The organism is Microbacterium hydrocarbonoxydans (genome assembly GCF_900105205.1).
Taxonomy (GTDB): Bacteria; Actinomycetota; Actinomycetes; order Actinomycetales; family Microbacteriaceae; genus Microbacterium; species Microbacterium hydrocarbonoxydans.
On the sequence record NZ_FNSQ01000005.1, the window covers coordinates 977,582 to 992,317 of the forward strand.

A 14,736-nucleotide genomic window follows, 5' to 3' on the forward strand; every position below is an offset into this window, starting at 1 on the left:
CCCCGCCCGCGTCAGCGGCATGTTCGACCAGGTCGCCAAGGGCTACGACCGCACGAACACGGCGATGACCGTCGGCAACGACGCGCTGTGGCGTGCCGCCACGACCCGCGCCGTCGCGCCGAAGCCCGGCGAGAAGATCCTCGATCTCGGGGCAGGGACGGCATCGTCGTCGGCATCCCTCGCCCGCAGCGGCGCCGAGGTCGTCGCCGCAGACTTCTCGCCCGGCATGCTCGCCGAAGGGCAGCGGCGGCACGGCGGGATGCGCAACCTCTCCTTCGTGCAGGCGGATGCGACCGATCTGCCCTTCGCGGACGGCGAGTTCGACGCGGTCACCATGTCGTATGCGCTGCGCAATGTTAACGACCCGAAGAAGGCGCTGCGCGAGCTCCTCCGCGTCACCAAGCCGGGCGGTCGGCTCGTCATCAACGAGTTCTCCACGCCGCCTGGCGCGCTGTTCCGCACGGCCTACCGCTTCTACAACTCGCAGGTGCTGCCGCGCGTGGCCCGCGTCGCGGGCACCAACGGCGACGCCTACGACTATCTGAACGAATCGATCCGCGAGTGGCCGGATCAGAAGAAGCTCGCGGCCTGGATCCGCGAGGCGGGGTGGACCGAGGTCCAGTACCGCAACCTCTCGTTCGGCATCGTCGCGCTGCACCGGGCGTTCAAGGCCGCGTGAGCGCGCGGCGAACCGGTGTCCCCGACGACGGTAGGCTGAGATCGTGACTTCGAGCCGCGTTGCCCCGGGTTCGCGACTGGCGAGCCGTCTCGGTTTCAGCGACCGTGTCTTCATCGGCACCGCCGGCCGGCGTATCGCCCAGGCGATCGAAGACGGACTCGAGCGTGTCGAGACGGGCCTCGCCGACGACGTGCGCGTCGCCGATCCGCTGGCGGATGCCGCGAGCCGCTACCTCTACGAGGCCGGAGGCAAGCGCATCCGGCCCGTGCTGACGCTGCTCGCCGCCCAGCTCGGCGACGGCAACACCGAGCAGGTCATCGACGTGGCGAAGGCGCTCGAGATCACCCACCTCGGCTCGCTGTACCACGATGACGTCATGGACGGCGCCGACCGCCGACGGGGCGTCCCGGCGGCGCAGACGGTGTGGGGCAACAACATCGCGATCCTCACGGGAGACATCCTGTTCTCGCGGGCGAGCCAGCTGATGTCCCGTCTGGGCGAGCGGGCGATCCGCCTGCAGGCCGACACGTTCGAGCGTCTGGTCCTCGGACAGATGCACGAGACGATCGGCGCTCAGCCCGACGACGATCCCATCGAGTTCTACATCCAGGTGCTCGCCGACAAGACCGGCTCGCTGATCGCCGCGGCGACGCAGGGCGGCGTCATCTTCTCCAATGCCCCGGCCGAGTACGAAGAGCCGCTGCGCGTCTACGGCGAGAAGATCGGCGTGGCCTTCCAGCTGCTCGACGACGTCATCGACCTGTCGGCGAAGCCCGAGGACACCGGCAAGGTGCCTGGCACCGACCTGCGTGCCGGCGTACCGACAATGCCGTATCTGCTGCTCAAGGCGCAGCGCGACGACGCGTCGACCGATCTCGCCGTCCGCATCGATGACGGCGTCGCCCGCATCGCCGACGGCGAGGACCCGGCGATCCTCGACGGGCCGCTCACCGAGCTGCGTGACCACGCCAGCACCCAGAAGACTCTCGCGCTCGCGCATTCCTGGACCCAGGATGCGATCGACGCGCTCGCCCCGCTTCCGCGCGGCACCGTGCGCGAGGCGCTCACCCGCTTCGCAGAGACCCTCGTCGAACGCTCCAGCTGAGGTGCCGCGGCCGACATGCCGCGCCGCCGGACGTGACGGCATACGAAAGGACCCCTTATGACCAAGCTCAGACTGGCCATCGTCGGAGCGGGCCCCGCCGGCATCTACGCCGCCGACATCCTGCTGAAGGCGGAGCGCAAGTTCGACGTGTCCATCGACCTGTTCGAGCAGCTCCCCGCACCGTACGGCCTCGTGCGCTATGGCGTGGCGCCGGATCACCCGCGCATCAAGGGCATCATCAACGCGCTCCGTGACGTGCTGGACCGCGGCGACATCCGCCTCTTCGGCAACGTGCGCTTCGGCGAGGACATCACCCTCGACGACCTCAAGAAGCACTACAACGCGGTGATCTTCGCCACCGGAGCGATCCGCGACACCTCCCTCGACATCCCCGGCATCGACGCCGTCGCCTCGTACGGTGCGGCGGACTACGTCAGCTGGTTCGACGGTCACCCCGACGTGCCACGCGAGTGGCCACTGGATGCGGCATCCGTCGGCGTGCTCGGCAACGGAAACGTCGCGCTCGACGTGGCTCGGATGCTGGCGAAGCACGCCGAGGATCTGCTGGTCACCGAGGTCCCCGAGAACGTCTACGAGGGGCTCAAGGCCAGCGCGGTCACCGACGTCCACGTGTTCGGCCGCCGCGGCCCTGCTCAGGTGAAGTTCACGCCCCTCGAGTTGCGCGAGCTCGGCGAGCTCCGCGACGTGGACATGGTCGTCTACGACGAGGACTTCGACTACGACGAGGCATCGAAGGATGCCGTCGCCAGCAACAAGCAGGTCATGGTCATCGACCGTATCCTGCAGTCGTGGCGCAAGCGCCCGTCCGTCAATGACGCCAGAGGCGACGGCGAGAACGTCGGCGGTACGGCATCCCGTCGCCTGCACCTGCACTTCTGGGCACGCCCGGTGGAGGTCCGCACGGACGAGGCCGGCCGGGTGGCGGCCCTCGTCTACGAGCGCACCAAGCCCGACGGCCAGGGCGGCGCCGTGGGAACCGGTGAGATGCGCGAGGTCCCGCTGCAGGCGCTCTACCGCGCGATCGGCTACTTCGGCTCGCCGCTTCCGGGAGTGCCCTTCGACAAGAAGCACGGCGTCATCCCGAACCGTGAGGGCCAGGTGCTCGCCAAGGATTCCAACCAGCAGATGACCGGCATCTACGCGACCGGCTGGATCAAGCGCGGCCCCGTAGGACTCATCGGGCACACGAAGTCCGACGCGATGGAGACCGTACGCCACATCATCAACGACCAGGGGTCGTGGTGGCACCCGGAGGACCCGTCGGAGGAGGCGATCCCGGCGTTGCTGCGCGAACGCGGGGTGCGCTGGACCGATCTCGAGGGCTGGCATCGCCTCGACGAGCACGAGGTGGCCCTGGGCGCCCCGCAGGAGCGGGCCCGCGTCAAGGTGGTTCCCCGCGACGAGATGGTGCGGGTCTCCCGGGCGGAGTGACCGTCACCCGATCGTTGTCGTCCGGATGCGGGGCGGAGTGAAGGCTCGACTCTAGGCTGAGCGCATGCGACTGCGCTCTCTGCTCGTCCTCGGCACGGCTGCTCTGCTGCTCGTCTCCGGGTGCACAGCCGAGCCGACTCCGAAGCCGACGGCGACCTCGTCTGCGACGGCGTCACCCACGCCGACGCCGACGCCGACACCGGAACCCCTCGCCGACCCGGACGCCGCGTTCGATGTGACATGTGACGATGTCGCGGACGCGATGGCCGCGCTCGTGGGCGAGCCGCCGACTCCGGTGCAGCCGGTCATGTCCATCATCTCGACGATGAGCTGGCTCCCCGGGCCGGCGCAGCACATGTTCCAGCGTGCGGGCGGCATCGCCTGCTCCGCGGGTGATGATGCGCGGAACTGGGAGGTGACGATCGTCCCTGACGCGCAGGCGGTGATCGACGGTGCGGCGGAGCGTCAAGGATGGTGGGGCGAGAGCGCCGATTGCAGCGAGGGGATGTGTCGGTTCGAGATCGTCGACTCGGACGTGCTGCTCTCGGCGTTCGTCGACGATCCCGCGCTCGGGGCCGATGACACGGGCCGCATCGAGGAAGGGCTGCGACGACTGGCAGCACGGGCTGCGGCGACCGGGCACGCGGTCGAATACGTCGACAGCGACATCGTCGGTCTCGCGTGCGATCGCTTCATCACGGTGGAGCAGGTGGCCGAATCAGTGGGCGAAGGCGTGGTGCTCTTCGCTGACTTCGGGGGGTGGGGGATACCCGCAGAGATCTACCACTACGTCAACGGCTCTCGCATCTGCTACTACACCTCCACTGAGGGGAACAGCGAGTCCCTGAGGAGCTATCTCATGCTCACGACACTTCCCGCGGGAGCCTGGGCGTTCGAGAAGCTCGAGGGGGACCCGGTGGAGGTGCCAGGAGCGGATGCTGCCAAGGTCAGCGCCGGCGAGCACGGTCAGAGGGTACTGGACCTGCGTGTCGGCCCCGACTGGATCCGGCTGATGACCTACGACAACGGCGCGGGGGCCGACGACCCGCTCCCGCTCGCGGAGACGGTGGTGCGCAACCTCACGGTCGGACACACCGCTCCCGAGTAGCCCGCAGGCCGTCGGATAGCCTGGCGGCATGCCTGACTGGATACCGGACGTCCTCGGCGACGAGTTCGAGCAGTTGACGCTCGAGCTGGCGGAGGACGACGAGGGGCCGGTCGTCGCGACCCTCGTCCGTGCGCTCCCTGCGCGGTCGCGCTGGTGGGAACGCCTGACGCGGGAGCGTGGCGCGCTGGAGGATGTCGACGTCCTCTACATCCACGGCTGGTCGGACTACTTCTTCCAGAAGCGGCTCGCGAGGTTCTGGACATCGAGGGGTGCGCGATTCTTCGCCCTCGACCTCCGCAAGTACGGGCGCAGCCTCCGCGACGGCCAGACCCCCGGGTACATCACCGACCTCGCCACCTACGACGAGGACATCGCGGCAGCACTGCACGCCATGGGGCGCGGCGGTGAGGGTGCTGCATCCGACCGACGGCTGATACTCCTCGGACATTCCACGGGCGGCCTCACCCTCAGCCTGTGGGCGTCCAGACACCCGGGGGCGGTGGATGCCCTGGTGCTGAACAGCCCCTGGTTGGAGTTCCAGGTCGCGTCGGCGCGGCCGCTGATCGCACCGGTGGCGGAGCTCCAGGCGCGCTGGGCGCCACGGGAGGTCGCGCCGCAGGTCGATCTCGGCTTCTACACGCGTGCCCAGCAGGAGGTCTCCGATCCGGATGACCCGGTCGAGGTGAACCTGCTGTGGCGCCCGGCTCAGACCATGGCTGTGCACGCCGGGTGGTTCCACGCGATCCTCAGCGGTCACGCCAAGGTCGCCGCCGGGCTCTCGGTCGACGCACCGGTGTGCGTGCTGCTCTCGGCGCGTTCGGCGACTCCGACGCGGTGGTCCGAGGACCTGACCCGTGCCGACTCGGTTCTCGTCGTCGACGACATCGCCAGAGCCGCGCTGAAGCTCGGCCCCTCGGTCACCGTCGAGCGAATCGATGGTGCGCTGCACGACGTCTTCCTCTCCCGCCACGAGGCGAGAGAGGAAGCGTATCGACGTCTCGACCGGTGGGTCAGAGCGTGGTCCGCCGTGCGCGAGCGTCAGACGTAGTGCATGAGGCGCGCGAAACGCTCCGCCTCGTCGGCGTCGCCACGCAGCACCGCGTCGTGGAAGTCCCGATAGACCTGCAGCATCCGCTCCCGGTCGTCTTCGGGAACGCTCCACCCGCGCAGGTTGCGGAACAACGCCATGCTCGCGTCGTTGATCAGCACCTGATGCTGCAGGTTGCGGCTGCGCTCGCTCAGGAAGGAGAACACCGCCCACCGCGTGTTGGAGATGTGCACGTCGTCATCGAGCCTGGTGTACATCTGCTCGATCAGCGACGCGAGACTCTGTCGCTCGTGCGGCGTCATCCTTGCGACGCCCATACGGGCCGCCATTCCCGCCTGATACCCGGCGAACTCGAGCGTCTGCTCGACGATCTCCGGCGTCACCGCGGTGACCTCCGTGTAACGGCTCGGGTACATCGTCACGAGTCCGAGGCGCTCGAGGCGCTGTAACGCCTCTCGCACCGGAGTTCGTGACACATGCAGCTCTTCCGCGACGTCGACATCGCGGATGCGATGTCCAGGCTCCAGCACACCTTCGACGATCTGTGCGCCGATGTGCTGGAAGACCTCCTCCGCTAAGAGCTGCTTGCTTTCTCGAATGCTCGTCAATGAGCTGTTGTTGCTCATGGATTGCCCCCAGTTGCTTTCCAGATCCGGGCCCCCCATGATGTGCCCGGACGGCCACTACATCACGAAGTAGATCGCGATGCCAACAATCCACAGATGCACTTTCGGCGGGTGCCGCACACCCCCCGGCGGTGCGTCATCGCGGGATTCGATACGGATGACTCTCCGGCTCTCGAGTCGTCACACTCGTCGGCCGGTGACGGCGGCGCGCCGAGTGAGCCCTACCGCACTCCACGCCGACATGGCGAAGGCCGCACTCGTGCGGGCGCGCGGGAAGAGGCTCGGCAGTGCCATGGATCGCCGGATCGTCTATCGCATCGGGACGCGACAGCATCCAGTCTCGGGCACTGACACCCATATATCGGAATGCGATCCGCTGAGTACAGCGAAGGGGGCGGATGCCGCGCATCCGCCCCCTTCGTCGCACGCCGTCAGCGGTAGTTGATGAACTGCAGATCGAGATCGAGGTCGGCGCCCTTGAGCAGTGCGATCACGGACTGGAGGTCGTCGCGGCTCTTGGACTGCACGCGGAGCTCGTCGCCCTGGATCTGGCTCTTGACGCCCCTCGGGCCCTCGTCGCGGATGAGCTTGTTGATCTTCTTGGCGTTCTCGGACGAGATCCCGTCCTTGAGGGAGGAGACGATGCGGAACTCCTTGCCGCTGGCGAACGGCTCGCCGGACTCGAGGCTCTTCAGCGAGATGCCCCTCTTGATGAGCTTGGTCTGGAAGACGTCGAGAACGGCCTTCGCGCGTTCCTCGGTGCTGGCGATGATGAGGATCTGCTCGCCGCTCCAGGCGATCGACGCTCCAGTGCCCTTGAAGTCGTATCGCTGCTCGATCTCCTTGCGGGCCTGGTTGAGAGCGTTCTCCGCCTCCTGGTGATCCACTTTCGAGACGATGTCAAATGAGCTGTCAGCCATACCGAAAGTGTATCGACACGGAGGATTCCACGCTCGCATGGAAGCGTTTCCATGTCCTTGCACGCGAGAACTCGCGGTCACAGCTTGATATCGAAGCGCGTTTGCATTGCGAACCTCAACGTTCTCGTTGCATACTGTAAGCGCTTGCAGTCCTTGCAGGCCCACTGTACTCAGAGAGGCACACACCAATGAAGGTGAACAAGAGGGGCATCGTCGCCGCCGGCGTGATCGCGATCGTTTCGACTCTTTCCCTGGCCGGCTGCTCGACCGCGACCGAGGGCGGCGACTCGTCCGACGCCGAGGGCGGCGGCACGCTGACCGTCTGGGTCGACGCCGAGCGCGTCGATGCGCTGAAGAGCGCAGCCGAGTCCTACGAGGACAAGACCGGCGTCAAGGTCAAGCTCGTCGGCAAGTCCGTCGACGACATGAAGGACGACTTCATCCAGCAGGTCCCCACCGGCAAGGGCCCCGACGTGGTCATGGGCGCGCACGACTGGCTGGGCGAGCTCTCCACCAACGGCGTCGTCGCCCCGCTCGAGCTCGGCGACTCCTCGGGGGACTACCTCCCGGTCGCGCTCCAGGCGGCCACCTACGACGGCACCGTCTACATGCTCCCGTACGCGGTCGAGAACATCGCGGTGCTGCGCAATGCCGACATGGTCCCCGAAGCCCCGTCGAGCTTCGACGACATGGTGTCCCAGGGCACGTTCGTGGTCGAGCAGGGTGCCGAGGGCAACCCGTACCACCTCTACCCGTTCCAGACCGCCTTCGGTGCACCGGTCTTCGGGACTGACGACAGCGGCAGCTACGACTCCTCCGACCTCCAGCTCGGCAGCGAGGGTGGCACGGCGTTCGCCGACTGGCTCGCTGCGCAGGGCGCGGCAGGCACGCTGAACACCGACATCGACGGCGAGATCGCCAAGCAGCAGTTCCTCGACGGCACGGCGGCCTTCTGGCTGACCGGTCCGTGGAACGTGGGTGCAGCGACCGACGCCGGCATCAACGTCGCCATCGACCCCGTGCCCAGCCCCACCGGTGAGACGGCATCGCCGTTCGCCGGCGTGAAGGGCTTCTTCGTCAGCTCCGAGTCGAAGAACAAGGTCGCGGCGAACGACTTCCTGGTCAACTACATCGGCACGGAAGACGTCCAGCTCGAGCTGTTCAAGGCCGGGAACGTTCTTCCCGCACTCACCGCGGCCGCCGACTCCGCGGCATCCGACCCCATCATCGCCGGCTTCCAGGCCGTCGGTGCGGACGCGGTGCCGATGCCGGCGATCCCCGCGATGGGCTCCGTCTGGGAGTTCTGGGGTGTCGCAGAGGCAGCCATCATCAACGGCTCCGACCCGGCGACGACGTGGCAGAAGCTCGTCGACGACGTGACCGCGGCGATCAAGTAACACACTCACGCACCAGCCCTGCCGGGGCGGACCTCGTCCGCCCCGGCAGCTCGACGACGGGGACGAGATGACAGAGACCGCTGAGCCCACGGCTCCACTCACCAGGCGCCAGCGCCAGGCCACCAGGATTGCCGAGGCGGCGTCGGGGCCGATCGGCTGGATGCTGCTGAAGATCCTGCTGCTCGCCGTCGTCGATGCCATCGCGCTGTACGCGGTGTTCGTGCTCGTCGGCCAGCACGAATGGCTCGTGCTCGGCCTCGTGGTCGCGGTCACCGTGCTGGTGAACTACATCTACTTCTCGCGGAAGCGGGTGCCCGCCAAGTACCTCACCCCCGGGATCATCTTCCTGATCATCTTCCAGGTCTTCACGCTCCTGTACACCGGCTACATCGGCTTCACGAACTACGGCACCGGACACAACGGCACCAAGGATCAGGCGATCTCCTCGCTGCTCGCCTCCGCGCAGGAGCGCGTCGAGGACTCCGCGACATACCCGGTGACGGTGGTCGAGCAGTTCGGCACCTACGGACTCCTGGTGACGGATCCCGAGTCCGGAGAGGCCCTGCTGGGTACGGCGGAGCAGCCGCTGCAGGAGGTGGACGCCGAGTTCGCGAGTGGCCAGGCGATCTCCGTCGACGGATGGACCACGCTGCCGCTCGCGAAGGTCTTCACCCTCTCCGAGCAGCTCGAGAAGCTGTCGGTGCAGTTCAGTGAGGACCCCAACGACGGGGCCCTGAGAGCGCCGGACGGCCAGAAGGGCTACCTCTACATCTCCACCCTCGAGTACGACGCGGACGCCGACACCATCACCGACACCACCTCGGGCGTGGTGTACTCCGACACGGGTGAGGGCGCATTCGCGGCCGAGGACGGCACGGAGCTCCTGCCGGGCTGGCAGACGACCGTCGGGTTCGACAACTTCGTCCGCGCGGTCAGCGACGAGTCGATCCGCGGGCCGCTCATCTCGGTCACGATCTGGACGTTCGTCTTCGCCCTGCTCTCCGTCGCCACGACGTTCTTCCTCGGGCTCCTGCTCGCCCTGGTGTTCAACAACACCCGGATGCGGTTCCGCAACGGCTACCGGATCATCCTGATCCTCCCGTACGCGTTCCCCGCCTTCCTCTCCGCCCTGGTGTGGGCCGGCATGATGAACGAGAGCTTCGGATTCATCAACCAGGTGATCTTCGGCGGAGCCGAGATCCCGTGGCTGACCGATCCGACCCTCGCGAAGGTGTCGGTGCTGCTGGTGAACCTGTGGCTCGGGTTCCCGTACATGTTCCTCGTCTGCATGGGGGCACTGCAGGGCATCCCCGAGGATGTGAACGAGGCCGCGGTCATGGACGGCGCCAATCCCTGGCAGGTCTTCCGCCGCATCAAGCTGCCGCTGCTGCTCGTGACCGTCGCGCCGCTGTTGATCTCGTCGTTCGCCTTCAACTTCAACAACTTCAACCTGATCTACATGCTCACCAAGGGCGGTCCCCGCTTCGACGACGTGAGCATCCCGGTAGGACATACCGACATCCTGATCTCGATGGTCTACAAGGTCGCCTTCACGGGGCAGACCCGCGACTACGGACTCGCCTCCGCATTCACGATCCTGATCTTCATCGTGGTCGCGACGATCTCGATCGTCAGCTTCCGCAAGACCAAGGCCCTCGAGGAGCTGAACTGACATGAGCACCACGGACATCAGGGCCGCAGCCACGACGACGCCCGAACGCCGCATCGCCCCTCGTCGCCGAAGTGTCGGCGCCTGGTTCGCCGACACCGGGTGGCGTCACGTCGTCGCGATCATCGTCAGCGCGTTCGCGCTCTTCCCGCTGCTGTACGTGTTCTCGGCCTCCCTCAACCCGAGGGGAACGCTGACCGGCTCGAACCAGCTCTTCTCGGCCTTCGGCATCGACAGCTACGTGCGGATCCTGAGCGATCCGCAGAACCCCTACGCGAAGTGGTTCCTGAACACCCTGATCATCGCCGTCGTGACGGGCGCGGTGACCGTGTTCATCGGGGCGCTGGCCGCGTATGCCTTCTCGCGCATGCGCTTCGCCGGACGTCGGATCGGCCTCGTGACGATCGTGGTCGTCCAGATGTTCCCGCAGCTGCTCGCCGTGGTCGCGATCTTCCTGTTGATGTCGACCCTGGGGGACTGGTTCCCGGCCATCGGCCTGAACACGCACACGGGCCTCATCCTGGTCTACCTCGGTGGAGCCCTCGGCGTGAACACGTACCTGATGTACGGCTTCTTCAACACCCTGCCGATGGAGCTGGACGAGGCTGCCCGCATCGACGGCGCGGGTCATGCCCGGATCTTCTTCACGATGATCCTGCCGCTGGTGGCGCCGATCCTCGCGGTCGTCGCGCTGCTCTCGTTCATCGGGACGGTCAACGAGTACGTGATCGCGAGTGTCATGCTCGTCGACGTCGACCAGCAGACCCTGGTCGTCGGCCTCACGAAGCTCGTCGCCAACCCCCGCTACGCGGACTGGTCTGCGTTCTCGGCGGGCGCGGTCATGGCGGCCATCCCGGTGATGATCCTGTTCCTGTTCCTGCAGCGCTACATCGTGGGCGGCTTGACCGCCGGCGCAACGAAGGGCTGAGCAGGCGCGACGCGAGACGCCGTCACGGCATCGGTCGGCGGCTCGCGGTAGCATGCGTCGCATGCTAGCTTGTGACGCATGACAGTCGACATCGGTGCGCAGATGCGCAAGGGCGTCGTCGAGTACTGCGTGCTCGGCCTGCTCGGGCGTGAGCCGATGTACGGCTGGCAACTGTCGGATGCGCTGACGCAGGCGGGGCTCATCGCCAGCATCGGCACGCTGTATCCGTTGCTCGGTCGGCTGCGGGACAACGGCTGGGTGACAACCTTCGACCGGCCGTCGGAGAGCGGCCCGGTCCGCCGGTACTACCGGCTCACGGATGCGGGGATCGAGCAGCTCGCTCGCTTCCGCGCGCAGTGGGCCCCGTTCGCCCGTGTCGTCACGGGCATCGTCGGAGAGGCACGATCATGACCCGGACCGCGAACAGCATGCGCGACGACTACCTCGCGCGTCTCGACGAGGCGATGCGAGGCCTTCCGCACGGCGTCGCCGCCGACATCCGGGGCGGGATCGCCGAGGAGCTCGAAGGACTCGACCAGGCGACGACGGCAGAGCGCATCGCGCGGTTGGGGAATCCGGAGGACATCGCGAGGGAGGCGCATCACGCGCAGTCGGTGGACGCCGTCGCGCCGGTCCCCGCCGTGGGTGTGCCGCAGACTCCCGTCCCCACGACGAGGACCCGCGGGTTCGCGATCGCCGCGGCCCTGACGCTCAGCTTCGGCGGATTCGTGCTGCCGCTGGTCGGGTGGTTCGTCGGAGCGGTGCTGGTGAGTCTGAGCAGCCTGTGGAAGGCGGGGGAGAAGGTCGTCGCGATCGTCGTGCCCTTCGTGCTGTGCGCGCTGTCCGGCCTCCTCGTGTCCGCGATGGGGTTCTCGTCGTGGACGAGCACGGGCGGTTCCGATTCGAGCGGCACCGGCTCTGGTGGCGAGTTCGAGGCGATCAACCCCCTCATCCCCGCCTGGTACGACCTGGTCTGGTTCGGCGTGATGCTCCTCGGCGTCGTCCTCATCCCGCTGTCCGGTCTCTGGCTGCTCTGGCGTCTGCGCGGTCGCGCAGCGCGCTGACTCCGGCGTTGTCGTCGGCGTTGCGCCTCGGCGCGGATGTCCACCGGCTCTAGCCTGGGAGCATGGCACGGGTCGCAGGGCGCAACGTGGCGATCGCCTGGATCGCCGGGGTCCTGTGCGCGGGCGTCGTGCTCGCACTGGTCTGGTTGTCGATGCCGATCGTCCCGGTGATGGCGTCCTTCGTGGGAGATGCTCTGCGCTCCGCCCTCCCGTGACGCCGGGCGCCCGGTGACACCCCTGAACAGGCGGGGGCATGGGCTCGGCGACACGTCGGCACGCCTCCCTTCGGGGGTGGCGAGGCGGCGGTAACCTCGCAGAGCACACTTCCGATGAGAGGCGCACCCCATGAGTGACCCCGAGGTTCCACAGCCCGAGCGGCCGAAGGACGTCAACGACGTCGTCGACAGCGCGAACGCTGGACTCGACGCCGCCGCCGCCGCGGGTGCCGGCGTCCCCGGCGCAGCCGCACCGGCAGCCGCAGACGCCGATCGTCCGACCACGACCGAGCCGGCTGTCGACCCCGATCTCGCCGCCTTCGAGGCCGCCGAGAACGAGCACCCTGGCACCTTCGCGACGCCGGAGCTCAACGACCCCAAGTACCTCGACGACGACACCGACACCAGGGCGTCGTCGTGGAACTCGGATGCCGATGCGACCGCGGTCTACACGCCTCCGGCCGCACACGAGCAGTCCGCCATGGCAGGGGCGGCCTACTCATCGGCCGACGACACCGAGACGCGCATCGTGCCCTCGGAGCCCGCGGCGTCCGAGCCGATCGTCGCCCCGGTCCAGCAGCAGCCGATCTTCGTCCAGGCCCCCGAGCCGCCCCGTGAGCGGGGCAACCGGGGCACGGCAGGCGGCATCGGCCTGCTCGCCACGCTCGTGTTCGCGATCCTCTACCTCGGAGCGACGCTCGGTCTCGGCGCGATCGCCGGTGACGTCGACGGCACGAACATCGGCGAGGCCGCACTCGCGCCGCTGACCACATGGGGCTTCTGGGTGCCCGTCGTCGTGTTCTTCCTGGGCTTCTGGCTGCTCGGTGCCTTCATCAACCGTGGTCGTTGGGGCCTCTGGGTGGTCTTCGGCATCATCGTCGGTCTGATCGCCTACGGCGGGCACATCCTCGGCGCTCTGTTCGAGGCTCCGTTCTGGCTCCTCACGGCCAGCGAGGGCAACGAGCTCGTCGGATCCCAGCTGTTCCACCCCCTCGCCATCGCCGCTTTCGTGTTCGGGCGCGAGCTCACGATCTGGTTCGGTGCCTGGGTGGCTCGCAGCGGAGCACGCAAGACCGAGCTCAACGCCGAGGCGCAGCGCGAGTACGAGCGCACGCTCGAAGCGGGCCCCACTCTCTCGAGGTAGTCACGGCCATGTCCTCCCAGAACCCCCGCGGGCCCGAGTCCGCGGGGGTTTCTGCCGTCCTCGCGGTGGTGCTCGCCACGATCGGCTTCTTCGCGCTGGCCGTGTTCGGCCTCGGCGCGGTGAGTGTGGCGACGGACCGCGACATCATCTCGGTGCCGGGCCTCGGACCCGTTCCCGGAGCCGTCGGGATGCTGGCGGCCGTGCTGGTCTTCGCACTCGGGCTGGGAGTCGCGCTGCGGCGATCGCCCGCGACCTTCCTCTCGGTCCCCGGTATCGCCCTGGCGACCGCGCTGGGTCACCTGGCGGCCCTCTGGATCGGCGTGGCGGTCGCCAGCGGCGACCTCATCGTCGCCACGGCGGTCGCCGGGGGACTGGTGGTCGGAGGCCCGAGCGCGGTGATGCTCGGCGCTGCTGCGATCGCCGCGTGGGGCGGCATCGCCCTGCGGCGGACGAGGGCCGAGCATCCGCAGTGGCCCTGGGAGCGGGACGACGACGAATAGCGCCCCGCCGCGAGCGCGGAAATCGAGGCGTGGGGCGCACCGGCACCGTACGCTCTAAGGGTGGAGCGCTCGTTGGAGACGCAGGTGGGCCAGGCCGTGGAGGCCTGGTTGCGCTGGGTGCCGCGCTGGGAGCCGGCCACCCACCGAGGTCGGGTCGCGCCATGTCGCCGCTGCCTCGGGTCGCCCATCCTGTCGGCGGCGGGGATCGGCTCGAACACGCCGCACGGGGTGCAGCACGGTCTCTCGACGCGGATCAAGACGATCGTCGACCACGCGGTCGCCGAGTACACGGCGCGGAATCTGCCGATGCTCCAGCGGGAGCTCGACCAGCAGGCCGCCCGCAACCGTGCCCGCAGCTATCGGCCCGGTGACGGACTCGACCCCGAGTTCGACGGCCTGCCGCTCGATCCGGAGCCGGTGCCCGGCGCACCCTTCCTGTTCACCATCGCGGGCATGGCAGACGACGCGGTCGCCGACCTGCCGCCGCTACCCCCGCTGAGCGACGAGGCGAAGGTGGCGCTCCGCCAGGAGGTCGCGCTCGCCGACGAGTACGCCAACATGGTCGGGCGGGAGATCTGCAGCATCCTGCTTCGGCACCGCATCCACATCCAGGCGGCGATCTCGCAGCACGTGGAGCCGCAGATCGAGGCGCTGCTGGCCGAGCTGACCGACTCGCTCGACTCGCCCTTCGACCCTGACGTCTCCTAGCCTGCGGATCCGCTGGGGGGATCCGCCTCCGCGCGGCGCACTCGCCGCGCGCTTCCTGCTCAGCCTGGTCGTGCTTCCCATCGAGAACGGGGCCGTCGGTCCCACGCTCATTTGACCGCCACGTTACGCGGCATTACACTTGATCAGGTGTGTGCACGTCTCGACGTGCGCGC

General features: G+C 68.1%; 16 protein-coding genes. 14 read left to right on the forward strand and 2 right to left on the reverse strand.

What is annotated here, in order from left to right:
* The first annotated feature begins 19 nt into the window (after positions 1-19).
* The 5 genes from BLW44_RS04945 to BLW44_RS04965 all read left to right on the forward strand — a co-directional run bounded on the left by BLW44_RS04945 (position 20) and on the right by BLW44_RS04965 (position 5,392).
* The gene (locus BLW44_RS04945) at positions 20-679 is read left to right on the forward strand and encodes a class I SAM-dependent methyltransferase (RefSeq protein ID WP_245647421.1); all 660 of its coding nucleotides are present in this window, start codon (positions 20-22) and stop codon (positions 677-679) included.
* 43 nt (positions 680-722) lie between these two features.
* Complete coding sequence (locus BLW44_RS04950) at positions 723-1,784, forward strand: polyprenyl synthetase family protein (protein ID WP_060927248.1); 1,062 nt, start codon at positions 723-725, stop codon at positions 1,782-1,784.
* A 57-nt stretch (positions 1,785-1,841) separates the two neighbouring features.
* The gene (locus tag BLW44_RS04955; protein ID WP_060927247.1) at positions 1,842-3,236 is read left to right on the forward strand and encodes an FAD-dependent oxidoreductase; all 1,395 of its coding nucleotides are present in this window, start codon (positions 1,842-1,844) and stop codon (positions 3,234-3,236) included.
* A gap of 64 nt (positions 3,237-3,300) precedes the next feature.
* On the forward strand, positions 3,301-4,344 hold the full coding sequence (locus BLW44_RS04960) for a hypothetical protein (protein ID WP_060927246.1): 1,044 nt from the start codon (positions 3,301-3,303) through the stop codon (positions 4,342-4,344).
* 28 nt (positions 4,345-4,372) lie between these two features.
* Positions 4,373-5,392, forward strand: a complete 1,020-nt coding sequence (locus BLW44_RS04965) for an alpha/beta hydrolase (RefSeq protein WP_060927245.1) — start codon at positions 4,373-4,375, stop codon at positions 5,390-5,392.
* Here BLW44_RS04965 and BLW44_RS04970 read toward each other — a convergent pair.
* Positions 5,383-6,018, reverse strand: a complete 636-nt coding sequence (locus BLW44_RS04970) for a GntR family transcriptional regulator (RefSeq protein WP_060927244.1) — start codon at positions 6,016-6,018, stop codon at positions 5,383-5,385. The genes BLW44_RS04965 and BLW44_RS04970 overlap by 10 nt on opposite strands.
* A 431-nt stretch (positions 6,019-6,449) precedes the next feature.
* Entirely contained in the window at positions 6,450-6,938 is a 489-nt protein-coding gene (locus BLW44_RS04975; protein WP_060927243.1) for a YajQ family cyclic di-GMP-binding protein, read from the reverse strand.
* Between the two features lie 188 nt (positions 6,939-7,126).
* Here BLW44_RS04975 and BLW44_RS04980 point away from each other — a divergent pair, with 188 nt between their 5' ends.
* From BLW44_RS04980 to BLW44_RS05015, 9 genes are all read left to right on the forward strand, one after another.
* A complete protein-coding gene (locus BLW44_RS04980) occupies positions 7,127-8,335 on the forward strand; it encodes a sugar ABC transporter substrate-binding protein (protein WP_060927242.1) in 1,209 nt (402 codons plus the stop codon).
* A 67-nt stretch (positions 8,336-8,402) separates the two neighbouring features.
* Positions 8,403-10,007: an ABC transporter permease subunit gene (locus BLW44_RS04985; protein WP_060927241.1), complete on the forward strand. Its 1,605-nt coding sequence runs from the start codon at positions 8,403-8,405 to the stop codon at positions 10,005-10,007.
* A gap of 1 nt (position 10,008) precedes the next feature.
* Positions 10,009-10,932 (forward strand): sugar ABC transporter permease, encoded by a 924-nt coding sequence (locus BLW44_RS04990; RefSeq protein ID WP_060927240.1) that lies wholly within the window; start codon positions 10,009-10,011, stop codon positions 10,930-10,932.
* A 78-nt stretch (positions 10,933-11,010) separates the two neighbouring features.
* Entirely contained in the window at positions 11,011-11,343 is a 333-nt protein-coding gene (locus BLW44_RS04995; RefSeq protein WP_060927239.1) for a PadR family transcriptional regulator, read from the forward strand.
* A complete protein-coding gene (locus BLW44_RS05000) occupies positions 11,340-11,996 on the forward strand; it encodes an HAAS signaling domain-containing protein (protein ID WP_060927238.1) in 657 nt (218 codons plus the stop codon). The genes BLW44_RS04995 and BLW44_RS05000 overlap by 4 nt, the downstream gene beginning before the upstream one ends.
* A gap of 62 nt (positions 11,997-12,058) precedes the next feature.
* On the forward strand, positions 12,059-12,211 hold the full coding sequence (locus BLW44_RS17970) for a hypothetical protein (protein ID WP_167347474.1): 153 nt from the start codon (positions 12,059-12,061) through the stop codon (positions 12,209-12,211).
* A gap of 130 nt (positions 12,212-12,341) precedes the next feature.
* Positions 12,342-13,355 carry a hypothetical protein gene (locus BLW44_RS05005; protein ID WP_060927237.1) on the forward strand — a complete coding sequence of 338 codons (1,014 nt, stop codon included), beginning with the start codon at positions 12,342-12,344 and terminating at the stop codon, positions 13,353-13,355.
* 8 nt (positions 13,356-13,363) lie between these two features.
* A complete protein-coding gene (locus tag BLW44_RS05010; protein WP_074731616.1) occupies positions 13,364-13,855 on the forward strand; it encodes a hypothetical protein in 492 nt (163 codons plus the stop codon).
* A gap of 60 nt (positions 13,856-13,915) precedes the next feature.
* Entirely contained in the window at positions 13,916-14,563 is a 648-nt protein-coding gene (locus BLW44_RS05015) for a hypothetical protein (RefSeq protein ID WP_060927236.1), read from the forward strand.
* Positions 14,564-14,736: the final 173 nt, after the last annotated feature.